Origin of the sequence: Pseudomonas antarctica (genome assembly GCF_001647715.1) — a bacterium.
GTDB lineage: Bacteria > Pseudomonadota > Gammaproteobacteria > Pseudomonadales > Pseudomonadaceae > Aquipseudomonas > Aquipseudomonas antarctica_A.
In genome coordinates, this window is the sequence record NZ_CP015600.1 from 4,677,525 (window position 1) to 4,700,615 (window position 23,091).

The 23,091-nt window shown below is 57.9% G+C and carries 22 protein-coding genes; 11 read left to right on the forward strand and 11 right to left on the reverse strand.

Annotated features, from left to right (window positions below; translation table 11 throughout):
- Positions 1-10: 10 nt before the first annotated feature.
- From A7J50_RS21155 to A7J50_RS21195, 9 genes are read right to left on the reverse strand one after another with little or no spacing between them, the layout of a single operon-like run.
- A complete protein-coding gene (locus A7J50_RS21155; protein ID WP_064453562.1) occupies positions 11-1,090 on the reverse strand; it encodes a DegT/DnrJ/EryC1/StrS family aminotransferase in 1,080 nt (359 codons plus the stop codon).
- Positions 1,091-1,119: 29 nt separating this feature from the next.
- Positions 1,120-2,958: a sulfotransferase family protein gene (locus A7J50_RS21160; RefSeq protein ID WP_064453563.1), complete on the reverse strand. Its 1,839-nt coding sequence runs from the start codon at positions 2,956-2,958 to the stop codon at positions 1,120-1,122.
- Positions 2,955-4,340, reverse strand: coding sequence for an ABC transporter ATP-binding protein (locus A7J50_RS21165; protein WP_064453564.1), 1,386 nt, complete (start codon positions 4,338-4,340; stop codon positions 2,955-2,957). The genes A7J50_RS21160 and A7J50_RS21165 overlap by 4 nt, the downstream gene beginning before the upstream one ends.
- A complete protein-coding gene (locus tag A7J50_RS21170) occupies positions 4,330-5,148 on the reverse strand; it encodes an ABC transporter permease (RefSeq protein ID WP_064453565.1) in 819 nt (272 codons plus the stop codon). Before A7J50_RS21170 ends, A7J50_RS21165 begins: the two co-directional genes overlap by 11 nt.
- Entirely contained in the window at positions 5,148-5,693 is a 546-nt protein-coding gene (gene rfbC, locus A7J50_RS21175) for a dTDP-4-dehydrorhamnose 3,5-epimerase (protein WP_064453566.1), read from the reverse strand. Before rfbC ends, A7J50_RS21170 begins: the two co-directional genes overlap by 1 nt.
- A complete protein-coding gene (gene rfbA, locus A7J50_RS21180) occupies positions 5,693-6,577 on the reverse strand; it encodes a glucose-1-phosphate thymidylyltransferase RfbA (protein WP_064454992.1) in 885 nt (294 codons plus the stop codon). The genes rfbC and rfbA overlap by 1 nt, the downstream gene beginning before the upstream one ends.
- Positions 6,578-6,579: 2 nt before the next feature.
- Positions 6,580-7,476: a dTDP-4-dehydrorhamnose reductase gene (rfbD, locus tag A7J50_RS21185; RefSeq protein WP_064453567.1), complete on the reverse strand. Its 897-nt coding sequence runs from the start codon at positions 7,474-7,476 to the stop codon at positions 6,580-6,582.
- Positions 7,473-8,543, reverse strand: coding sequence for a dTDP-glucose 4,6-dehydratase (gene rfbB / locus A7J50_RS21190; protein WP_064453568.1), 1,071 nt, complete (start codon positions 8,541-8,543; stop codon positions 7,473-7,475). The genes rfbD and rfbB overlap by 4 nt, the downstream gene beginning before the upstream one ends.
- Positions 8,544-8,547: 4 nt before the next feature.
- A complete protein-coding gene (locus A7J50_RS21195) occupies positions 8,548-9,522 on the reverse strand; it encodes a glycosyltransferase family 2 protein (protein ID WP_082895934.1) in 975 nt (324 codons plus the stop codon).
- 591 nt (positions 9,523-10,113) lie between these two features.
- On the opposite strand from A7J50_RS21195, the gene A7J50_RS21200 reads away from it, so the two are divergent.
- The gene (locus A7J50_RS21200) at positions 10,114-11,517 is read left to right on the forward strand and encodes an FAD/NAD(P)-binding protein (protein WP_064453570.1); all 1,404 of its coding nucleotides are present in this window, start codon (positions 10,114-10,116) and stop codon (positions 11,515-11,517) included.
- Between the two features lie 69 nt (positions 11,518-11,586).
- Here the strand turns inward: A7J50_RS21200 and A7J50_RS21205 are convergent, their stop codons facing one another.
- Complete coding sequence (locus A7J50_RS21205; protein ID WP_064453571.1) at positions 11,587-12,447, reverse strand: DMT family transporter; 861 nt, start codon at positions 12,445-12,447, stop codon at positions 11,587-11,589.
- Positions 12,448-12,867: 420 nt separating this feature from the next.
- Here A7J50_RS21205 and A7J50_RS21210 point away from each other — a divergent pair, with 420 nt between their 5' ends.
- Together A7J50_RS21210 and A7J50_RS21215 are read left to right on the forward strand one after the other, a co-directional pair.
- Entirely contained in the window at positions 12,868-13,659 is a 792-nt protein-coding gene (locus tag A7J50_RS21210) for a CPBP family intramembrane glutamic endopeptidase (RefSeq protein ID WP_064453572.1), read from the forward strand.
- A gap of 73 nt (positions 13,660-13,732) precedes the next feature.
- Positions 13,733-15,298: a methyl-accepting chemotaxis protein gene (locus tag A7J50_RS21215; protein WP_064453573.1), complete on the forward strand. Its 1,566-nt coding sequence runs from the start codon at positions 13,733-13,735 to the stop codon at positions 15,296-15,298.
- Positions 15,299-15,393: 95 nt separating this feature from the next.
- Here A7J50_RS21215 and A7J50_RS21220 read toward each other — a convergent pair whose 3' ends face one another.
- The gene (locus A7J50_RS21220) at positions 15,394-16,086 is read right to left on the reverse strand and encodes an alpha/beta family hydrolase (RefSeq protein WP_064453574.1); all 693 of its coding nucleotides are present in this window, start codon (positions 16,084-16,086) and stop codon (positions 15,394-15,396) included.
- Between the two features lie 79 nt (positions 16,087-16,165).
- Here A7J50_RS21220 and ccoN (A7J50_RS21225) point away from each other — a divergent pair, with 79 nt between their 5' ends.
- The 8 genes from ccoN (A7J50_RS21225) (at position 16,166) to ccoP (A7J50_RS21260) (ending at position 23,055) form a co-directional block, all read left to right on the forward strand.
- Positions 16,166-17,599 carry a cytochrome-c oxidase, cbb3-type subunit I gene (gene ccoN, locus A7J50_RS21225; protein ID WP_064453575.1) on the forward strand — a complete coding sequence of 478 codons (1,434 nt, stop codon included), beginning with the start codon at positions 16,166-16,168 and terminating at the stop codon, positions 17,597-17,599.
- 10 nt (positions 17,600-17,609) lie between these two features.
- A complete protein-coding gene (ccoO, locus tag A7J50_RS21230; RefSeq protein ID WP_053257421.1) occupies positions 17,610-18,218 on the forward strand; it encodes a cytochrome-c oxidase, cbb3-type subunit II in 609 nt (202 codons plus the stop codon).
- A 3-nt stretch (positions 18,219-18,221) separates the two neighbouring features.
- The gene (locus tag A7J50_RS21235) at positions 18,222-18,422 is read left to right on the forward strand and encodes a cbb3-type cytochrome oxidase subunit 3 (protein WP_064453576.1); all 201 of its coding nucleotides are present in this window, start codon (positions 18,222-18,224) and stop codon (positions 18,420-18,422) included.
- Positions 18,419-19,366: a cytochrome-c oxidase, cbb3-type subunit III gene (gene ccoP, locus A7J50_RS21240; RefSeq protein ID WP_064453577.1), complete on the forward strand. Its 948-nt coding sequence runs from the start codon at positions 18,419-18,421 to the stop codon at positions 19,364-19,366. Before A7J50_RS21235 ends, ccoP (A7J50_RS21240) begins: the two co-directional genes overlap by 4 nt.
- A gap of 473 nt (positions 19,367-19,839) precedes the next feature.
- Complete coding sequence (gene ccoN, locus A7J50_RS21245) at positions 19,840-21,282, forward strand: cytochrome-c oxidase, cbb3-type subunit I (RefSeq protein WP_064453578.1); 1,443 nt, start codon at positions 19,840-19,842, stop codon at positions 21,280-21,282.
- The gene (gene ccoO, locus A7J50_RS21250; RefSeq protein ID WP_053257425.1) at positions 21,282-21,890 is read left to right on the forward strand and encodes a cytochrome-c oxidase, cbb3-type subunit II; all 609 of its coding nucleotides are present in this window, start codon (positions 21,282-21,284) and stop codon (positions 21,888-21,890) included. Before ccoN (A7J50_RS21245) ends, ccoO (A7J50_RS21250) begins: the two co-directional genes overlap by 1 nt.
- A 5-nt stretch (positions 21,891-21,895) precedes the next feature.
- Complete coding sequence (locus A7J50_RS21255; protein WP_003193169.1) at positions 21,896-22,081, forward strand: CcoQ/FixQ family Cbb3-type cytochrome c oxidase assembly chaperone; 186 nt, start codon at positions 21,896-21,898, stop codon at positions 22,079-22,081.
- Positions 22,078-23,055, forward strand: a complete 978-nt coding sequence (gene ccoP / locus A7J50_RS21260; RefSeq protein WP_064453579.1) for a cytochrome-c oxidase, cbb3-type subunit III — start codon at positions 22,078-22,080, stop codon at positions 23,053-23,055. Before A7J50_RS21255 ends, ccoP (A7J50_RS21260) begins: the two co-directional genes overlap by 4 nt.
- The last annotated feature ends 36 nt before the right edge of the window (positions 23,056-23,091 follow it).

The following is a 23,091-nucleotide window of genomic DNA, read 5'->3' on the forward strand; positions in this document are numbered from 1 at the left end:
AAACTGCTGGTCACGACAGGTCTTGTTTTACCAGCCGACAAATCATATCCACCTCTTCCAGAGAGAGGGAGTGATACAGCGGCAAGCATAGAATTCTGTGGGAAATGTCTTCTGCGATGCTCGCACTCTGCCCGTGTACATAAGGCAGTTTTGTCAACGACGGATAGAAATAACGACGCGGGTAGATACTGTTCAGGTTGAGAAAATCAATCAGCTTCAATAGCACTGCTTCGCTCTCGAATATCACCGGAAAATACGCGTGGTTATATTCGGTCTTCGGCAGGATTTTCTGGAAGGTAACCGGCAGGCCTTCCAGGTTTTGTACATAACGCTCGCACAGCTGCCGGCGTACCTTCAGGATGTCGGGTACATGCTTGATGTTGCACAAGCCCATCGCCGCGTGAAACTCCGAATTCTTGCCGTTGATGCCAACGTCGCCGAAATCGGTGGCCGAGGAGTGGCCGAAGTTTCTCATCATCGCCATGCGCTTCGACACATCTGCATGCGGGCTGATCACTGCACCGCCTTCCACCGTGTGGAAAAGCTTGGTGGAGTGGAAACTGCAAGTCGATACGTCACCGTAGGCCAGCAGGGATTTGCCCTTGTGCTGAGTGCCAAAGGCGTGCGCCGCATCGTAGATCACTTTCAAGTTATGCTTTTTGGCAATAACTGCAATCGCCTCTACGTCGCACGGGTTGCCAAAGACATGCGTCGCAAGAATGGCAGTGGTCTTTTCAGTGATGGCCTGTTCGATCAGGTTCACGTCAATGTTCAGCGTGTCCCGGCAGATATCGACCATCACAGGCTCGCAGTGCTCCCAGACAATGCTGGAAGTGGTCGCTACGTAACTGAACGGCGTGGTGATGATCTCGCCCTGGAGCTCAAGGGCGCGGATTGCAATCTGCAGCGCAACGGTGCCGTTGCTCAAAAACAGCAGATTATCAACCGACAGGCATTCTTTGAGCTTGATTTCCAGCTCGTTCAGGAGAGGGCCGTTGTTCGTTAACCACTCGCGAGACCATATACCAGCCAGGTAGCTCTGATAATCGGCGTACGGAGGCATAAAGGGTTTGGTGACTGTAATATTCATGAAGTTCTCAAGCGAAAATTAATAACATCTCATTTAGAGAGACGTTTTCTTAGGATTCCATACCACGAACGCTCAAATTCATTAAGACGGCCTTCCAAATCCTCGATCAATAGTTTCTGATCGGCGATTTCCTGAACGAGTTGGGAGTTCGTATTAGCACTGACAACACCATCAAACATAAGCTGCTCGATTTTTTCTGCCTGTTGCTGACTCGTTGAATTTAATGCTTCAACAGAAGCCGTCAGTTGTTGAATCAAAGCCTCTCGGGTAGCGAGATACTTTTCGGCAACGTCGGACTGCTCTATCTGTTCGGCCAGTAATCGTTCAAGCACATTGATGCGCTCGCCACGATCTGCACTGTCTTTCTTCAAAGCCTCATTGGCTTCGCCTGCCTGCTCCAGCAAGTGTTCACGTGCCTGCAACGCTTGCTCAAGTACCCTGTGCTGCTCTGCATGAGCCGTCAGGGCGTGCTCAACCTGCAGTACCTGATTCGTACGATTATCAATTTCTTGTTTCAAACCGTCTATCGTCTGCCCCAGCTCGTTAGACTCACTTTGCTGAGCGGCAAGTGCTTGCTGTAATGTCTCGTTCAGTTCAGCACCGGACGCAAGCTCTCGCTCCAGCGCTTGAAACTTCTCGCCCAACTCGTCAATCAACTCACCACGCGCTTGCCACTCGTCTTTGATAAACGAACCGTGTTCAACGTGTCCCGCGAGCGTTCTCTCCAGGGTGAGAATTTTTTCGAAGCGCTCGGCATTTTCCTGTTCCAGCGCATGAATGGTGCCGGCCAATTGCTCCAGCAACTCACCGCGCGCAGCCCAGTCATTAGCCACCACGCTGGCGTCGCCTAAATGCTGAGTGCAATCGGCAACCGACTGCTCCAGCGCTTGAATGTAGTGAGACTTCTCGAGATTTTCCTGTTCCAACACATTCAGGTTGTACTCGCGAAGTTGAACATTTTCCGCTTCGGTGTCATCTGGTGTCTCGACCGGGTAACCGTAATGAGTCAACCAATTGGAGATCTCCGGCGGCAGGCTCTTATCAAAAGCGCCGTCATTTTTACGCCAGGCTTCAACGCTATCGGTGAATACGGTTTTACTTTTTTGCTTGCGCCATGCCGAGTAAGCCTGCGACGACACCAGGCCGAGGTCGAATTTACAGAACTGGTCGTAATCGATGAACGCCTGGGGGTCCAACATCGTCGGGTCGAAATCGACACCGAGGAATGTGCAGATTTTTTTCAGCTCTGCAGTCGTGTCCGCCACCAGGTTTTCATATTTGACTTCCAGGTAAGCCTCGGGCTTCAGCAAAAGCTTTGCATCCAGCGCAATTTTTTTGATCTCCCGCTGCCATCTTGAGAGGTTCAAACGCGCGGATCGGTGCCACCACATCGTACGTGAGAACGACAATGCGACATCACGCCCATCCCGCACCACATGAATGAACTTTGCATCAGGAAACAAAGCTGTCACTAAATCGAGGCGTTGCCCGTACCACGGTGTCTGCTCGATAAGCCAGCGTTTACCGTGGCTTTCAGCAACCGCTGCATAGAAGGCGGTGACGAACTCACGAAATGAACGCTTTGGTGTACTGTCCTGACGGCAGAACTCGGGGTAGTCAAAAAACTGGTCGAGGTTGTGCGGACAGCAGCGCTCAATGATCGAGATCAATTGATCACTGTCGAGCCCCTGCTCGTTGGCGAGCAGGTACTCTTCATGCAGCCGGTTGCCATTGCTGGAATATTCGAACAACAACTGAATTTCCGGAGGCACGCAAAGCACCGGATTGCTGTTCAACATCTGGGCAAGCCAGGTGGTGCCACAGCGTCCGGTACCGATGATAAAGGCCTGTTTGATTTTTTCGCTCACAGCAGCTCCTCAACCCTCAACTCTGCGAACTGATGGACTTGGGACCAAATCCGGGCCTTCTCCCAACGAGCAACACGGAAAACGACGGCATCATTGATCAAGTCAATAAACTCTGCCGATTCGTTTTCAATAATTACCGACGATATATTGATACGCAACGAGTAGTGGCCTTCCTGCAAAGGCATCTTGAACAGGTACTCGGCAACGTATTTGCCTCCCGGCTTCGTCAGCAGGTAAGGCTGATCGACATGCTGGAAGCCACAGCCGGTAATGTTGTTCTTCTTCTCGTCAAAAACACTGACATTCAAAGTAACGGATTTCTCGGCGTAAGCCTCGAAATTCACCCTGATCTTGACCTGCTGGTTGAAATCAAGAAAAGTCGTGGGCTCATCGTTCATATCCAGCAATTCGACAGAGCGCGCCCTTACCTCGCCCGTACCGTAACGGAATTGAGCGACTCGTGCTTCGAACGCGTGATCGATCTGGAAGACCTTTTCCTCGACGACCGGCAGGCCCAACGGCGGCTTAACCGGCTCGGCCGTCTCGGCCGTCTCGGCCGTCTCGGCCGTCTCGGCAAACGGTTTGGAAACGCGCGAAAACTTGCGATGTTCCGCGTTCATCTCCTCGCGCATCGAACGCACGTATAGCTCAGTCACATCGGCCGATGGACCAACCGCAACCACTTTACCGCCGTCAAGGTACACACAGCGCGAACACAGGCTTTTAACCGTGCCCACGTCGTGACTGACAAACAGAATCGTCGCGCCACGCTCTTTGATCTGCGTCAGCGCCGTCATGCACTTGGCCTGGAAATTCATATCGCCGACGGAAAGCGCCTCGTCGACAATCATGATTTCAGGGTCAGACATGATGTTGCAGGCAAAAGCGAGCCGCACGAACATACCGCTGGAGTAGGTTTTCACCGGCTGTTCGAGGAACGCTCCGATATCGGCAAATTCCGCGATTTCGTCAAAACGATCTTCGATTTCCTGCCGGCTCAAGCCCAGGATCGCACCGTTCATGTAAACGTTTTCGCGCCCGGTGAACTCCGGGTTGAACCCGGAACCCAGCTCAAGCAGGGCGGCGATACGCCCATTGGTCTGGATAGATCCCGCGGTCTGGCTGAGCGTTCCGCAAATAATCTGCAACAGTGTGGATTTGCCACTGCCGTTACGACCGATGATGCCTATGGTCTCGCCTTTCTTGATGTCGAAAGACACGTCCCGCAACGACCAGAACTCGTTGAAGTACTGCTTTCTCTGCATGCCGAAAGCCCCTTGAATACGGGGATAAAGCGACTGCTTCAAGCGGTCGTGTGGCTTAGCGTAAATCTGAAAGCACTTGCTAAGATTTTGTACTGAGATCGCGGTATCAGAGGACATCTGCAAACCCTTTGCGAGTTTTCTGGAACCAAGCAAAACCCAGCCATGCAATAAAGAGGGAGCCGACAAAGTAAATGGCAATGAACTTCAAATCAGGCACCACACCCCAGAACAGTACGTCACGCCCACCTTCCACAACGGAAGTGAGAGGGTTAAGCAGCAGCAGGATCTGAAACCGCTCAGGCAGAGCACTCGCCGGAAAGAAGATCGGAGACAGGAACATGGACACCGTGGTCAGGATGGCGACGAACTGCGTGACATCTCGCAGGTAGACCCCCAAGGAAGCCAGGAACCAAGTCACCCCCATGATTAGAAACAGTAACGGCAGCACCACAATTGGCAGCAACAGCACCGTTAAATGGGGCACTCCAAAAAGGATCACATAGGCCGTCAGCCAGACGATAACGCTCACTGCGGCATGGAACAGTGCGACCCCCAATGAGACCCATGGCAGCACCTCAAGCGGAAACACCACTTTTTTGACGTAATTGACGTTCGCCAAAATGAGCGCAGGGCCTTTGTTGACGCATTCAGCAAAAATGTTGAATACGATCAACCCCACAAACAGGACCATGCCGAATTCCGTCACCGAGGTACTGCCCGAACTCCAGCGCGCCTTGAAGACCACGCTGAAGACAAAGGTGTACACCGCCAACATCATGATCGGAGTGATGAATGACCAGAGCACGCCCATGATCGAACCCCGATAGCGCCCCAATACGTCGCGCTGAATCAGGGTCCGGATCAATTGGCGATTACGCCACAGGCTCCCCACCATCTCCCGGGGAGACACAGAAAAATTCTGCATCAGTCAAACACCTCGGCAGCCGACAACAACTGCCCTTTGGTATCTTTTTCCGAAAGTGTCGGGGTGCCATCGATTGGCCACTTGATCGCCAGGCTCGGATCATCCCAGGCGAGGCAACGCTCGTGAGCCGGTGCGTAGTAATCAGTGCTCTTGTAAAGCAGTTCCGCTGACTCGCTCAACACCACAAAACCGTGAGCAAAGCCTTCCGGGATCCAGAGCTGACGCTTGTTTTCTGCGCTCAGCACTTCACCTACCCACTGACCGAACGTCGCGGAGCCTTTACGGATATCGACAGCCACATCAAAAATCTCGCCCGACACCACACGAACCAACTTCCCTTGTGGCTGACGGACTTGATAATGAAGACCACGCAATACGTTTCTCACAGAGCGGGAGTGATTATCTTGAACAAACTTGACCGAGCGGCCTATGGCGCTCTCAAACTGCTCTTGATTGAAACTCTCAAAAAAGAACCCACGTTCGTCGCCGAAAACTCGGGGCTCGATTAGAACGACGTCTGATATCGCTAGCTCTGTGTGCTTCATTAATAAATCTTCTCGGTCAACAGACGTTTCAGGTATTGGCCGTAACCGTTTTTGAGCAGCGGTGCGGCCAGGCGCTCCAGCTGCTCTGCATCGATCCAGTTCTGACGGAAGGCGATCTCTTCAGGGCAGGCCACTTTAAGGCCCTGGCGGTGCTCAAGCGTGGCAATGAAGCTGCTGGCTTCGAGCAAGGAATCGTGAGTGCCGGTGTCCAGCCATGCGTAGCCGCGGCCCATGATCTCGACCGACAGCTTGCCGCGTTCCATGTAGATGCGGTTGAGGTCGGTGATTTCCAGCTCGCCACGCGGCGACGGCTTGATGCTCTTGGCGATTTCAACCACGTCCTGGTCGTAGAAATACAGACCGGTAACGGCGTAGTTCGACTTAGGTTTGAGCGGCTTTTCTTCCAGGCTGATCGCCTTGCCCTGGGCATCGAACTCGACCACGCCATAACGCTCAGGATCGTTCACGTGGTAGGCGAACACACTGGCGCCGTCCTGACGCTGCGTTGCGCTTTTGAGCAGCTCGTTGAAATCATGGCCGTGGTAGATGTTGTCACCCAACACCAGCGCCGACAGATCGTTGCCGATAAAGTCTTCACCGATGATGAAGGCCTGGGCCAGGCCATCCGGGGAGGCCTGTACGGCGTAGGAAAGATTCAAGCCCCAGTTGCTGCCGTCACCCAGCAGCTGTTCGAAGCGCGGGGTGTCCTGCGGCGTGGAAATGATCAGGATGTCGCGAATACCCGCCAGCATCAGCGTGGTCAGCGGGTAGTAGATCATTGGCTTGTCGTAAACCGGCAGCAATTGCTTGGAGATAGCCAAGGTTGCAGGGTGCAGGCGTGTGCCCGAACCACCGGCCAAAATGATTCCTTTACGTTTAAGCATGTTCATTTCTCTAGAATTTCTTTAAGCATCCGTGCCACGCCGTCCTGCCATTCAGGCAGGCGCAGTGAGAAGGCATTCTGCAGTTTTTGAGTGTTGAGTCGGGAGTTGCCAGGGCGCTTGGCCGGCGTCGGGTAGGCCGCGGTGGTGATCGCGCCCACGTTGACCGGTTCGACCTTGAGCTGCACACCCGCCGCTTGCGCCTGTTCGAGCACAAAGCGGGCATAACGATGCCAGGTGGTCTCGCCCGCAGCCGCGAGGTGATACACCCCGCTCAACTGCGGGTTTGAGCCCAGGGTGCGGATCGCGTGAGCGGTGACGTCGGCCAGCAGGTCCGCCCCGGTGGGCGTACCGAACTGGTCGTCAATCACGTTCAGGCTGTCACGCTCGATGGCCAGGCGCAGCATGGTCTTGGCGAAGTTGTTACCGCGTGCTGCGTAGACCCAACTGGTGCGAAAGATCAGGTGCGCACAACCGCTGGCCTGGATGGCCTGCTCGCCCTGCAACTTGGTCGTACCGTAGACGCTCAGCGGGCCGACCGGGTCGCTTTCCAGCCAGGGTGTGTCGCCGGTGCCGGCGAACACGTAGTCGGTGGAATAGTGCACCAGCAAGGCATTCAGCTTGAGCGCTTCGGCCGCCAGTACCGCCGGGGCTTCTGCGTTGACACGCAGGGCCTGGGCGGGCTCGCTTTCGGCTTTGTCGACGGCGGTGTAAGCGGCGGCGTTGACGATGACGTCAGGCGCAAACCGCTGCACAGTCGCGGCCAAGCCCTGCAGATCGTTCAGGTCGCCGCAGTAGTCCTGGCTTTTCGAGTCGAGCGCAAGCACTTGGCCCAAAGGGGCCAAGCTGCGTTGAAGCTCCCATCCCACTTGGCCATTTTTGCCAAGTAGAAGGATCCTCATGCCGAACGCTCGGCGTAGTTCTTTTCTACCCACTCGCGGTACGAACCCGATTGGATATTGCTCACCCAATCCTGGTTGTCCAGATACCACTCCACGGTCTTGCGAATACCGGTCTCGAACGTCTCGGCCGGTTTCCAACCCAACTCACGCTCCAGTTTGCGTGCGTCGATGGCATAACGGCGGTCATGGCCAGGGCGATCCGTCACGTAAGCGATCTGGTCGCTGTAAGGCTTGCCATCCGCTTGAGGGCGCAGCTCATCGAGCAAGGCGCAAACGGTGTGGACGATGTCCAGGTTTGGCTTTTCGTTCCAGCCGCCCACGTTATAGACCTCACCCACAGTGCCGGCTTCCAGTACACGACGGATAGCGCTGCAGTGGTCTTTTACGTACAACCAGTCACGAATTTGCTGACCGTCGCCGTACACCGGCAGTGCTTTGCCTGCCAGTGCGTTGACGATCATCAACGGAATCAATTTTTCCGGGAAATGGTACGGGCCGTAGTTGTTCGAGCAATTGGTCGTCAGTACCGGCAAGCCATAGGTATGGTGGTAGGCACGTACCAGGTGGTCGCTCGCAGCCTTGCTCGCCGAGTAAGGGCTGTTAGGCTCGTACTGATGAGTTTCGGTGAACGCAGGATCGTCCTTGGCCAGGGAGCCATAGACTTCGTCAGTCGACACATGCAGGAAACGGAAAGACTGCTGTGCATCAGCGTCCAAACCTTTCCAGTAGGCGCGCACCGCCTCCAGCAGACGGAAGGTACCGACGACGTTAGTCTCGATAAAGTCCTCCGGGCCATGGATAGAGCGGTCAACGTGCGACTCGGCGGCGAAGTTCAGGATAGCGCGCGGCTGGTGTTCAGCGAGCAAGCGCTGGACCAACTGGGTATCGGCGATATCGCCCTGTACAAACACGTGGCGCTTGTCACCCTCGAGCGAGCTGAGGTTCTCCAGGTTGCCGGCATACGTCAGCTTATCCAGATTAATGACCGGCTCATCCGCCTGGGCTACCCAGTCCAATACAAAGTTTGCACCGATAAAGCCAGCACCGCCGGTTACTAAGATAGTCATTGAGTCAGATCTTTTTCAGTAGTGTTGCAAGAATTAGCCCGAGGTTACCCATGAACGTCTGCCGATATAAACCGGCCGACCGGAACCCCAGCACTCGTCTAAATAACGTTTGACTCCGCGCACCTTTAAAGCGCGCAAGGGTCGTTCGATGCTCTTCGCAAAGACGATGCTGCATGGCTTCGAGTGCACGAATGTTCTGTTCGTTCCACTCGTAAAAACGTCCTTGAAAGATCATCCGTAGCCGAACCAGGCGAGCTGCCCAGCTGGAGTTGCTGCCAATCAGATTTTCATCATGCTGGCGGTACTGCATTCTAGGCTGGGGATCGTAGTGAACGACGCCTCCCGCACCCGTGACGAGCTGATACGCCCACCAATCATGAGAAGGGACTACGACATCCAGCCCCGCCTCCATGATCAACTCGCGAGCCGCCTGGTTGAACACCATCGTATTGCCGCCCGCAATGCTCTGAACGAGCGCGTTCGAGAAGTGAGGAGGCAACGTGAATAGCGGCGAATAACCAAGCGTGACACCCGAGTCACTGACCAGTTGAGTACGGCCACAGTAAAGGGCCGGAACATCTGAGGGCTGGGTCTGCAACCACTCAATGGCCACCTGCAGCTTCTCGTCATTCCAGATATCGTCCTGATCGCACCATGCAAAATAATCTGCCTGGATATCGGCGCGACACGTGAGCGACAGAAAATTGGCGACAAAGCCTTTTTGAGGACCCGCCACGACGCGCAAGCGGTCGCTGCCCCAACGATTGCAGTACTTCTGGAAGATCTGCGAAGTACCATCTTTGGAACCGTCATCAGAAATGACTAATGTCCAGCCGCTATGGCTCTGCCGTTCAATGGAGTCGAGCTGTTCAGCAAGGAACGCTTCACCATTGTACGAGCACATCAATACCGCGACGTTTGCCAGGCAAACATCGTTCGGCAGAGCATTGGAAAGGCTACGCGATGCGAAAATAGACACAATATCCCTTTGCGAGCGTACTACATATCCTGTAGGGAGGTAGGATATAGGCCACAATAAGGTCGGAATTATTACAGCATTACATGGTAAGAGCAATCTTACTGGTGACCAACGGTCGACGGCCTCGCCCCCCTCAAAGGCTCTAGTATGAGGTGTTGCGCCTCTAGACCGGGGGTTAGTAACGTTACGCTGCCTAAATAGCTGGATGGCATCAATCCCACACCCGTCCGACATGACGAGCTAATGTGAGTGCGCCATCGACTCATCAGCCCAACAGCAGCGACTTGTCCCACACGCAGCGACCGGAAAAACCTATTCATCCCAGGCGCCCGGGCTGCAAACGCCGAGGAAGGTATAGTTCATATTCAGCTATGATGCGTCGACAACGCCTATCGGGACTGCGACTGATCTATATCAACGAACGCTGAATGGCCGCAGTTGCACACTGGATGACGAACCCGATCCACTTCATTATCACGCTCATACAATCCATCGGTCGACTCTACACATCACTTATCGGCTCTTATTCAACAAGAGCAATAGAACAACTTTGTCAAATGAAAAATGAGCAGCGTTGAAACTGGAGCTGGAATGAATACCAAGACCCTCGCGATTATCGGCGCAGGCTTCTGCGGCTCGACGCTGGCCGTACATTTATTGCGCTACCCGCCGGTCACCCCTTTGAAAATTCTGTTGATCAGCCGGCCTGGCACTATGGCCCGGGGTGTCGCCTACAGCACCCGTGCCCGCGCGCACGTACTCAACGTGCCCGCAGGCAGAATGAACGCCCTCGCCGGCGAAGACGACAGCTTTTATGACTACGTCAAACGCAGCACCCCAACGGCTACACCCGGCTCCTTTGTAGAGCGGCGTGTGTATGGCGATTACCTGGAAGCGCTGCTTAACGATGCAACCCGCCGCGCACCGCTGGGCTGCGAGCTGCAAGAAGTTATTGGGGAAGTGGTGAAAATAGTTCCCCAGCCCAATGCACAGAGTGCACTGCTCTTGATGGATAACGGAGAGCATTATCGGGCCGACACTATCGTTTTGAGCATTGGTAGCTGTGCACGCCAAGCACCTTCTATTGCCCCCCGATATCGACAGTTCTACGAAAGCCCGCGCTACGTGCATGACCCATGGCAACCCGGCGCACTCGATGGCATCAGTGCAAATGACCCTGTCTTCCTGATCGGTAGCGGGTTGACGATGCTGGATGTCGTGCTCGACTTACGTGATCGGGGCCACAAAGGCACTATTCAGGCCGTCTCACGCCGTGGCCTTCTGCCACAGCCCCACCGTGAGTTGAATGCACATCCTGCTTACGACGAAGGGCTGTCACAGCACATGTTGACCGATTGCAGGGTGCGTCATTACGTGCGCGCAGTCCGTGATGCGGTCAGGCTACACGCCCAAACCGGAGGAGACTGGCGCGACATCATCGGTGGGTTGAGGTCTGCCACCCTGCAGTTGTGGCATGCATTGCCGCTCGATGAACGCCGGCGATTCTTGCGGCATATACGCCCCTACTGGGATGCCCATCGGCATCGTTGCGCGCCCCAACCGGGAGCCCGCCTGCACGAAGAACTTGCCAGCGGACAGCTCAAGCTGCTGGCCGGGCGCATCGTCGGCTACGCGTCCAATCCTCAGAGCGTAAGCGTGTCGGTACGTCGTCGTGGCGCAAGCACCGAGGAACATCTGGAGGTCAAAGCGGTGATCAATTGCACGACGCCGGCACTGGACCTTCGCCAATTGGACGACCCCCTGCTCAAATCCCTGCGTGCAGATGGGCTGTTAGTGCCTGACGCACTCGGAACGGGTATGGCTATCGCACCGTCAGGCGCACTGCTCGATTGCAATGCAGTGCCGTCAGACTGGCTGTATTACGTCGGCCCCTTCCTCCAGGCGCGTGACTGGGAAGCCACCGCAGTGCCTGAATTGCGCGAGTATGTGAAAAGCATGGCGCAGACGCTGACGACTGCACTCACTCAACAATAGATCGCAGGCCTGACGGGCGCCCGTTTTGGCAGGCTCCCGTCAGGGTTGATTCAGCGCTCAGCGCCACACTCAACGTCTACGAAACACAAACCCCAACCCTATGATGATCAACCCCATCCCCAGCACGCTCAACAGCGCGAGCCGATTGCCAAAGATCAGGTAATCCATCACCGCCGTCACCGCCGGCACCAGATAGAACAAACTGGTGACATTCACCAGATTGCCGCGCGCGATCAGGCGGTACAGCAGCAGCGTCGCCAATAACGACACCACCAGCCCCATCCACAGCACCGGCAGGTAAAAGCTGGCGCTTTGCTCAAAGTGAAAAGGCTGGAACGGCACAAACACGGCACACAGCAGCAGCCCCGCCAGGTACTGCACGGGCAACGTCCCGAGAGGGTTGTCGGTGATACGCTTTTGCATGATCGAGCCGAACGTCATGCTCGCCAGCGCCAGCAAGCCGAACACCATCCCGGCCAGGGACATGCCCGACACTCCAATGCCCTGATAGACCACCATGATCAATCCCGCCAGCCCCAGCCCAAGACCGAACATCCGGCTTAACGAACGCTGACGCTCTACCAGTACCACCGTGAGTATCGGCTGCACGCCCATGATGGTGGCCATCACCCCTGGCGTGACTTTGAGATCCAGCGCCAGCAGATAGAAAATCTGATACGCCCCTAGCAACACCAGCCCCGTCGCCGCCGCATACAGCAGGGGCTTGCCGGGACGTGGCAGTTTCAACCTGAGGATCGGCACCAGAACCACCAACCCCGCCAGGGCGATGGCAAAACGAATCAGCAGAAAGGCAAAGGGCGAAGCATGGGCCAGACCCCACTTGGAGAAAATCGCCCCGCTGCTCCACAACAGGACAAACAGGCTCGTCGAGGCCGCCGCGGCCACGGATTGTTTCGAAAGAACAGACATGGTTACCACCTGTCATCAGGCAAAAAAGCCAATTCAGCCAAGGCTGAAACTCAGTAGGTTTTTTTCAGGCGGGCACAGGGCACAGCGATTCGCTGATCAGCCCGTAATGCCAACACCCGGCGGTGATACGACTGCGTACACCGGCGTGCGACTGACAGGTGGGGGGTAGTGACTGATCTGCGCAGGCTGCTTATTCCCGCACGGCACGACCACAGCGTTGACCGCTGAATCGACTACCGCTATGCGCAGGGAAGCTGGCATGTGCTGATCTTTTTTGAAGGGATAAGGACGCGACGACTATAACCAGCCGCCTTGCAGTTATGCAATCACTTCCACCAGGCGCTGTGCGTGGAAGAGTTTTCATGCCTGCGAACAAGCTCGGTCGCTATAATGCCGGCCAGTTTTTTTGAAGGATTTCACATGATCGCTTTGCCCTGGCTGTACCTGGTGCTTCTCTCAATTGGCTATGTTCTGGCCCTGACCTACGGGCAATTGGGCATCCTGGCGGTGGTCTCCGTGGCCATGCTGCTGATCGCCGGGTACGCCGTACGCCAGCAACGCAGCCCTTGGGCGCGCTACCTCGGGCATGGATTGTTCGTGGTGCTGGCATTGGGCCTGGCGATGCACTGGCTGCCGGGTTTCTACAACGGCCGCGGCATCGCGCCCGAGCGCCTTACACCGGACTCGGTGCCGTTCTCGATGTACCTGAACCAGGACAAACCGCTGATTGGCTTCTGGCTCCTACTCGCTTGCCCATGGATTGTGGCGCGGCGTTCGTTGCGCCTGTCGATTTATGTCGCCGCCCTGGCGGTGACCCTGACGGCGGTCGCGGCCTTGGGTGGCGCCGCATTGCTGGGGATGATCAGTTGGGCACCCAAATGGCCGGAACAGGCGTGGCTGTGGGTGCTGAATAACCTGCTGCTGGTGACCCTGGTCGAAGAGGCGCTGTTTCGTGGCTATATCCAGGGCGGCCTGAGCCAACGCTTCAAACACCTGCCCTACGGCGAGAACCTGGCACTGCTATTGGCCGCGCTGTTATTCGGCCTGGTGCACCTGGGCGCAGGCTGGCATTGGGTGCTGCTGGCGAGCATCGCAGGCGTCGGTTATGGGCTGGCCTATCGCTTTGGCGGCTTGGGTGCAGCAATCACCACGCATTTTGGCTTGAATCTGCTTCACTTCGGGTTGTTTACCTACCCGATGCTGGCGGGCTGATTGTTGCAAAAATAAGTTAAATAAATGCCCGCAATGGCCGACAACCCATGAAAGCCTTGCGGATTGAACAATCATGCGTAATAACCAACCCGTTACCCAGCGCGAACGTACCTTCCCCGCTCAGCAACGGTTGATCTCCACCACAGACGCCAAAGGCGTGATTACCTACTGCAACGACGCCTTCGTCGAAATCAGTGGGTTCACTCGCGACGAGCTTATCCGTGCCCCGCACAACCTGGTGCGTCACCCGGATGTGCCACCGGCCGTGTTCGCGCACATGTGGTCCACGCTCAAACAAGGCTTGCCATGGATGGGCATCGTTAAGAACCGCTGCAAGACGGGCGATCACTACTGGGTTAACGCCTACGTGACGCCGGTCTTCGATGGCAACCAGGTGATCGGCTACGAATCGGTGCGCATCAAGCCCACCGCCGAGCAGATCCGACGGGCCGAAGCGCTCTATCAACGCATCAACCAGGGCAAGTCGGCCGTGCCTCAGCGGGACAAATGGCTGCCGGTGCTGCAAGACTGGCTGCCGTTTATTCTGGTCAGCCAGTTGAGCTTCATGATCGGTGCTTCGCTCAACTCCCACTGGGGCTTTGCCCTTGCGGCGGGTTTGTCGGTGCCGCTGGGCCTGCTGGGCCTGAGCTGGCAGCAGCGCGGCCTCAAGCGCTTGTTGCGCCTGGCTGAGCAGACCACTTCCGACCCGTTGATCGCGCAGATGTACACCGACAGCCGTGGCGCACAAGCGCGGCTGGAGATGTCGATCCTCAGCCAGGAGGCGCGTTTGAAGACGTGCCTTACACGTTTGCAGGACACTGCCGAGCACCTTAACGACCAGGCGGCGCAGTCCAACACCCTGGCGCACAACAGCTCCAGCGGCCTGGAACGTCAGCGTGTAGAAACCGAACAGGTGGCCACCGCAGTCAACCAGATGGCGGCGACCACCCAGGAAGTCGCCAGCCATGTGCAGCGCACCGCCGACGCCACTCAGGAAGCCAATCGCCTGACCGGTCGCGGCCGCGACATCGCCGGGGAAACCCGCGAGGCGATTCAGCGTCTGTCGGTCGCCGTGGGCGAAACCGGTGTGACCGTTACGCAATTGGCCAAGGACAGCGATGAAATCGGCGGCGTAGTCGATGTGATCAAAGGCATCGCCGACCAGACCAACCTGCTGGCGCTGAACGCCGCCATCGAAGCGGCGCGGGCCGGTGAGATGGGCCGCGGTTTTGCGGTGGTGGCCGACGAAGTCCGTCAACTGGCACAGCGCACCGCTGAGTCCACCGGGCAGATCCATGCCCTGATCGCCAAGCTGCAGCAGACCGCCGCCGCTGCGGTGCAAACCATGGACGCCGGGCATCGCCAGGCCGAAGAAGGTGTGGCGCGGGTGATGGAGGCGGATCAGGCGTTGGTGGGCATCAGTGAGGCCGTGGCCAATATCACCGAAATGACCACCCAGATCGCCGCTGCCACCGAGGAACAAAGCGCGGTGGCCGAAGAGATCAGCCGCAACATCAGCACGATTGCGCTGTTGGCGGATCAGACCTCGGAACAGGCGATGAACTCGGCGCAGTTGAGTGAAGAGTTGACGCATACCGCCAATACCCAGTATTCGCTGGTAGAGCGTTTTAACCGGTAGACCGCTATCGCAGGCAAGCCAGCTCCCACATTTGACCGCGTTGTTCTGAATGAACATGGTCAAAATGTGGGAGCGGGCTTGCTCGCGAAGGGGCCCTAACAGGCACCCAGAAACTCAGCGATTTTCACCGCCGCAGCCTCCAAATGCTGCTCATGACTAAACCCCGACGCCTTCAACGGCTTCAAGTCATGATCACCCGCCACCAGCCACATTATCTCGATGCTCGGCGACAGCTCATACCCCTCCACCGCCGCTCGATTGCCCAAGGCATCGCGCTCACCCTGCACAATCAACGTCGGCGTCTTCAGCTCGGCCAGATGCGCAACCCGGGGCTTTTCCGGCTTGCCCACCGCGTAGAACGGATAGCCCAGGCACACCAACCCATCGGCGCCCAACTCATCGGCCAAAATACTGGCCATGCGCCCGCCCATGGACTTGCCGCCAACCGCCAATTTCCCAGCGACATGACGTCGCACCTCGGCATACACCTGATGCCAGGCTTCCAGCAGTTTCGGCGCCGGGTTCGGCGGGCGTTTGCCACCGTCCAACCGGCGCTGAGCCATGTACGGGAACTCGAAGCGCAACACGTTCACGCCGTGCCCGGCAAGGCGTGCAGCCATGTCGCTCATGAAGGATGAGTCCATCGGCGCACCCGCGCCATGAGCCAGGATCAGCGTCACCGGCGCACGCGCGATAGACCCGGTCGCGGCATCCCACAACCAGCCATGCTCCCGCACACACTGCGCCCATTGATCCCCGTCAATACTGGCCTTGTGCTCTTTGCCCATGCTTGCCTCGCTTTTTAGTCTGCCTATAACTCCAGCCCAAGTGCCGCATTTGCTTGGGTTGAACCGTGGATGGGGAACCATGAACACTACTTTAAGTACCGCCTATAACTACAAGGTGGTCCGCCAATTCGCCATTATGACGGTGGTGTGGGGCATCGTCGGCATGGGGCTCGGGGTTTTTCTCGCCGCCCAATTGGTTTGGCCTGCACTCAACTTCGACTTGCCCTGGACCAGCTTCGGCCGCTTGCGCCCGCTGCACACCAACGCGGTGATCTTCGCCTTCGGCGGCTGCGCACTGTTCGCCAGCTCCTTCTACTCGGTGCAACGTACCTGCCAGACACAGCTGTTCGCACCGAAAATTGCCGCGTTCTGCTTCTGGGGTTGGCAATTGGTGATTGTGCTGGCGGCCATCAGCTTGCCGCTGGGCTACACCACTTCCAAGGAATACGCCGAGCTGGAATGGCCGATCGCTATTCTTATCGCCATTGTCTGGGTCGCCTACGGCATCGTGTTTTTCGGCACGGTGATGAAGCGCAAGACCAAGCACATCTATGTCGGTAACTGGTTCTTCGGCGCGTTTATCATCACCGTGGCCATCCTGCATATCGTCAACCACGCCTCCCTGCCGGTGAGTTGGACCAAGTCCTACTCGGCCTATGGCGGCGCGACAGATGCCATGGTGCAGTGGTGGTATGGGCATAACGCGGTAGGCTTTTTCCTCACCGCCGGCTTCCTCGGGATGATGTACTACTTCGTACCGAAACAGGCCGAGCGGCCGGTGTACTCCTATCGCCTGTCCATCGTGCACTTCTGGGCCCTGATCACCCTGTACATCTGGGCCGGCCCGCACCACCTGCACTACACCGCACTGCCGGACTGGGCACAGTCGCTGGGCATGGTGATGTCGCTGGTACTGCTGGCACCGAGCTGGGGCGGCATGATCAACGGCATGATGACCCTGTCGGGCGCCTGGCATAAGTTGCGCAGCGACCCGATCCTGCGCTTCCTGGTCGTCTCCCTGGCCTTCTACGGCATGTCGACGTTCGAAGGGCCGATGATGGCCATCAAGACCGTCAACGCCCTCTCCCACTACACCGACTGGACCATCGGCCACGTGCACGCCGGCGCCCTCGGTTGGGTGGCGATGATCTCCATCGGCGCGCTCTACCACATGATCCCGAAAGTCTTCGGCCGCGAGCAGATGTACAGCCTCGGCCTGATCAACGCGCACTTCTGGCTGGCCACTATCGGCACCGTGCTCTACATCGCCTCGATGTGGGTCAACGGCATCGCCCAGGGCCTGATGTGGCGTGCGATTAACGAAGACGGCACGCTGACCTACTCCTTCGTCGAAACCCTGGTGGCCAGCCACCCTGGCTTCATCGTGCGACTGGTGGGCGGGGCGATCTTCCTCAGCGGCATGTTGCTGATGGCTTACAACACATGGCGCACCGTGCGTTCGGCGTCATCCCTCCAAACCGCCGAACACGCCACCGCTGCGCAGATGGCCTGAGGAGTCAGTGATGAAACACGAAACGATTGAAAAGAACGTCGGCCTGCTGATGCTGCTGATGGTGCTCGCCGTGAGCATCGGCGGCCTGACCCAGATCGTCCCGCTGTTCTTCCAGGACGTCACCAACAAACCGGTGGAAGGCATGAAGCCCTACACCGCGCTGCAACTGGAAGGCCGCGACATTTACATCCGAGAAGGCTGTGTGCAGTGCCACTCGCAGATGATCCGCCCGTTCCGCGCCGAGACCGAACGCTACGGCCACTACTCGGTCGCCGGCGAAAGCGTATGGGACCACCCGTTCCTGTGGGGCTCCAAGCGCACCGGGCCGGACCTGGCGCGCGTCGGCACGCGCTACTCGGATGACTGGCACCGCGCGCACTTGTACAATCCGCGCAACGTCGTGCCGGAATCGAAAATGCCGGCCTATCCATGGCTGGTCACCGCCCCCGTCGACAGCAGCCACACCGAGACCAAATTGCACGTAATGCGCACGCTCGGCGTGCCGTACACCGACGAAGACATCAGCGGTGCAGTCGCCAGCCTCAAGGGCAAGACCGAGATGGACGCGCTGGTTTCTTACCTGCAAGTGCTCGGCACTGCCATCAAGAGCAAGAGGTGAGCCATGGGATTTGAATTCGATGCGGGCACCATCCGCGGCCTGGGCACGCTGGTGGTCGCCATCGCCTTTATCGGCCTGTCGCTGTGGGTGTTCAACAACCGGCGCAATGAAGAGTTCGAGCAGGCACGCCTGCTGCCTTTCGCCGATGAACCTTCCCCATCCGACGCTCAAGAAGAGCCTGCAACAAGGAGCACTCGCCCATGACTACCTTCTGGAGTACATGGATCTGCGTACTGACCCTCGGCAGCCTGATCGGCCTGACCTGGCTGTTGATCGGCACCCGCAAGGGCGAGACCAAGGGCAGCGTCGACCAGACCATGGGCCACGCCTTCGACGGCATTGAGGAATACGACAACCCGCTGCCCCAGTGGTGGTTCATGCTGTTCGCCGGCACTTTGGTGTTTGCCGTCGGCTACCTGATCCTCTACCCGGGCCTGGGCAACTGGAAAGGCGTGTTGCCGGGCTATGAAGACGGATGGACCTCGGCCAAGGAATGGGACAAGGAAATGGCCAAGGCCGATACCAAGTTCGGGCCGATCTTCGCCAAGTTCGCCGCCATGCCGGTAGAAGAAGTCGCCAAGGACCCGCAAGCGCTGAAGATGGGCGGTCGCCTGTTCGCCTCCAACTGCGCGGTGTGCCACGGCTCGGATGCCAAGGGCGCGTATGGCTTTCCGAACCTGGCGGACAACCTCTGGCGCTGGGGCGGCTCGGCCGACGCGATCAAGACGACCATCCTCAATGGTCGCCACGCGGCGATGCCGGCCTGGGGCGAGATATTAGGCGAGGACGGTGTGAAAAACGTCGCCGCCTTTGTGCGCCACGACCTGGCCAAGCTGCCATTACCCGCTGACAGCACCGCGGATCTGGCGGCCGGTCAAGCCGCCTTCAACACCACCTGCGTGGCGTGCCACGGGCCACAAGGCCACGGCACGGAAGCCATGGGCGCGCCGAACCTGACCGAGCCTGCCGGCTTTATCTACGGCACCAGCCTGGCGCAGTTGCAGCAGACCATCCGCCATGGCCGCCAAGGCCAGATGCCGGCGCAGGACGCACTGCAAGGCAATGACAAGGTGCACCTGCTCGCCGCCTATGTTTACAGCCTGTCCCACAACGCTGATGGCGCAATGCCAGAAAGCCAGGCTCAGTAACCTTTGACTGCCGCCCCCATTCGGGGCGGCAGCTCTACCGTTTTACGCGACCAAGTGTCGCACCCTTCTCGACCCCAACTTTCCCCTCCTGCCATTCGGGTCTACGCTTGTTCCCACAGTGGATCGGTATTGACCGGTCGACGGCCGATTTGCACTCGATGGGTTGAACATTTTTGCAGGGTGACAGGCGCAAAGGCTGGCAGTGACCGGCTATCGTGCCACTGACCACTCGTCACCTCGAGAGCGTGTTTACACACACCAAGTTACAAGTCCCCGCCAGCAATAAAATTTCTTGTCCACTCGATCAGCTTTCTATTTCCGATTTTGTCCTTACGCAAAACATGGAAAGGGCGCAGAATCTGGCGTGGAACGCATTGATACAGGTCAGCCATTGCGTTGCAATGGCCCCTCGCTTTCTACATACTTGCGGCCGTTTTATACCTATAAAAAAACCTAAACCGTGGAACCTTAGAATGAGCACAGCAATCAGTCCGACTGCTTATAACTATAAGGTAGTCCGCCAGTTCGCCATCATGACGGTGGTCTGGGGGATCCTTGGCATGGGGCTCGGGGTGTTTATCGCCTCGCAACTGGTTTGGCCGGAATTGAATTTCGGTTTGCCATGGACGACCTTCGGCCGCCTGCGCCCGCTGCACACCAACCTGGTGATTTTTGCCTTCGGTGGCTGTGCGTTATTTGCCACTTCCTACTATGTCGTGCAGCGAACCTGCCAGACGCGACTGATCTCCGACGGCCTCGCGGCCTTCACCTTCTGGGGTTGGCAAGCCGTCATCGTCGGTGCGGTCGTGACCCTGCCGCTGGGCTACACCACCACCAAGGAATACGCCGAGCTGGAATGGCCGATCGCCATTTTGCTGGCCATCGTCTGGGTGACCTACGCCGTGGTGTTCTTCGGCACCATCGTCAAGCGCAAGACCAAGCACATCTATGTCGGTAACTGGTTCTACGGTGCCTTCATCCTCGTGACGGCGATGCTGCACATCGTCAACCACGCGTCCCTGCCGGTCAGCCTGTTCAAGTCCTACTCGGCGTATGCCGGTGCGACGGACGCGATGATCCAGTGGTGGTATGGCCACAACGCCGTAGGCTTCTTCCTCACCACCGGTTTCCTGGGGATGATGTACTACTTCGTGCCGAAACAGGCCGAGCGCCCCATTTACTCGTATCGCCTCTCTATCGTGCACTTCTGGGCGCTGATCACCCTGTACATCTGGGCCGGTCCTCACCACCTGCACTACACCGCGCTGCCGGACTGGGCGCAATCGCTGGGCATGGCGATGTCGATCATCCTGCTGGCCCCGAGCTGGGGCGGCATGATCAACGGCATGATGACCCTGTCGGGCGCCTGGCATAAGCTGCGCACCGACCCGATCCTGCGCTTTCTGGTGGTGTCACTGGCGTTCTACGGCATGTCGACCTTCGAAGGGCCGATGATGGCGATCAAGACCGTCAACTCCCTGTCCCACTACACCGACTGGACCATCGGCCACGTACACGCCGGCGCCCTCGGTTGGGTGGCGATGATCTCCATCGGCGCGCTGTATCACATGATCCCCAAACTGTTCGGCCGTGCGCAGATGCACAGCGTCGGGCTGATCAACACCCACTTCTGGCTGGCCACCATCGGCACCGTGCTCTACATCGCCTCGATGTGGGTCAACGGCATCACCCAGGGCCTGATGTGGCGTGCGATCAACGATGACGGCACCCTCACTTACTCCTTCGTCGAAGCGCTGCAAGCCAGCCACCCGGGCTACATCGTCCGCGCCATCGGCGGTGCGTTCTTTGCCAGCGGCATGCTGTTCATGGCCTACAACGTCTGGCGCACCGTGCGTGCTTCCGACCCGGTAGAAGCCGAAGCCGCCACCAAGATCGCCGTTGTGGGAGCTCACTGATGAAGCATGAAGTAGTCGAGAAGAACATCGGCCTGCTGGCCTTCTTCATGGTCATCGCCGTGAGCATCGGCGGCCTGACCCAGATCGTTCCGCTGTTTTTCCAGGACGTGACCAACAAACCCGTAGAAGGCATGAAGCCGCGCCCCGCGCTTGAAGTTGAAGGCCGTGACGTGTTCATCGCCAACGGCTGTGTGGGTTGCCATTCGCAAATGATCCGTCCGTTCCGCGCCGAAACCGAACGCTACGGCCACTACTCGGTTGCCGGTGAAAGCGTCTGGGACCACCCGTTCCTGTGGGGTTCCAAACGTACCGGCCCGGACCTGGCCCGCGTCGGCGGTCGTTACTCCGATGACTGGCAGCGTGCGCACTTGTACAACCCGCGCAACGTGGTGCCTGAGTCGAAAATGCCAGCGTATCCGTTCCTCGTGGAAAACAAGCTCGACGGCAAGGACACCGCGAAGAAACTCGAAGTCCTGCGCACCTTGGGCGTGCCCTACACCGATGAAGACATCGCCGGTGCAGCCGCCGCCGTGAAGGGCAAGACCGAAATGGACGCACTGGTGGCCTACCTGCAAGGCCTTGGCACCATCATCAAAAGCAAACGGTGATCTTCATGGATATCGGGATGATTCGAGGCCTGGGCACCGTTGTCGTGATGGTGGCCTTTATCGGCCTGGCGTTGTGGGTGTTCAGCCCACGGCGCAAGTCGGAGTTTGACGACGCGACCATGCTGCCCTTTGCAGATGATCCCGAAGCCATCAAGCACGTCGAGCAAGCGTCTAGGAGTAACAAAGAATGACTACGTTCTGGAGTCTGTACGTCACAGTCCTCAGTCTGGGTACCATTTTCGCCCTGACCTGGTTGCTGCTGTCGACCCGCAGGGGGCAGCGCGCCGAGCAAACAGACGAGACAGTCGGCCACTCGTTCGACGGCATCGAGGAGTATGACAACCCGTTGCCGAAATGGTGGTTCATGCTGTTCGTCGGCACCATCATCTTTGCCCTTGGCTACCTGGCGCTGTACCCCGGCCTGGGTAACTGGAAGGGCTTGCTGCCGGGCTACAACTACCTCGACAACGACAAGCAAACCCCATTCGCCAATGGCCAGACCGGCTGGACCGGCGTGCACGAATGGGAAAAGGAAATGGCCAAGTCGGACGCCAAGTTCGGGCCGATCTTCGCCAAGTTCGCCTCAATGCCGATCGAAGACGTCGCCAAAGACCCGCAAGCCTTGAAGATGGGTGGCCGCCTGTTCGCCTCCAACTGCTCGGTATGCCACGGTTCCGACGCCAAGGGTGCCTACGGTTTCCCTAACCTGACCGACGCCGACTGGCGCTGGGGTGGTGAGCCCGCCACCATCAAGGAAACCATCATGAAAGGCCGCCATGCAGTGATGCCGGCCTGGGCCGAAGTCATCGGCGAGCAAGGCGTGGCCGATGTGGCAGGCTTTGTGGTGACCAACCTCGACGGCCGCAAACTGCCCGAAGGCGCAAAGGCCGACGTCGCCAACGGCGCGAAACTCTTCGCCGCCAACTGCGTGGCCTGCCACGGCCCTGCCGGCAAAGGCACCCCAGCCATGGGCGCGCCGGACCTGACCCACCCGGGTGCATTCATCTACGGTTCGAGCTTTGCGCAACTGCAGCAGACCATCCGTTATGGCCGCCAGGGCCAGATGCCTGCGCAGGAACTGTTGCAAGGCAATGACAAGGTGCACTTGCTGGCAGCGTATGTTTACAGCCTGTCCCATGGCGATAAGCAGGCTGAAGCGCAGTAAGGCAGACGCCAATAGAAGGAGGCTCTGTCAGCCGTC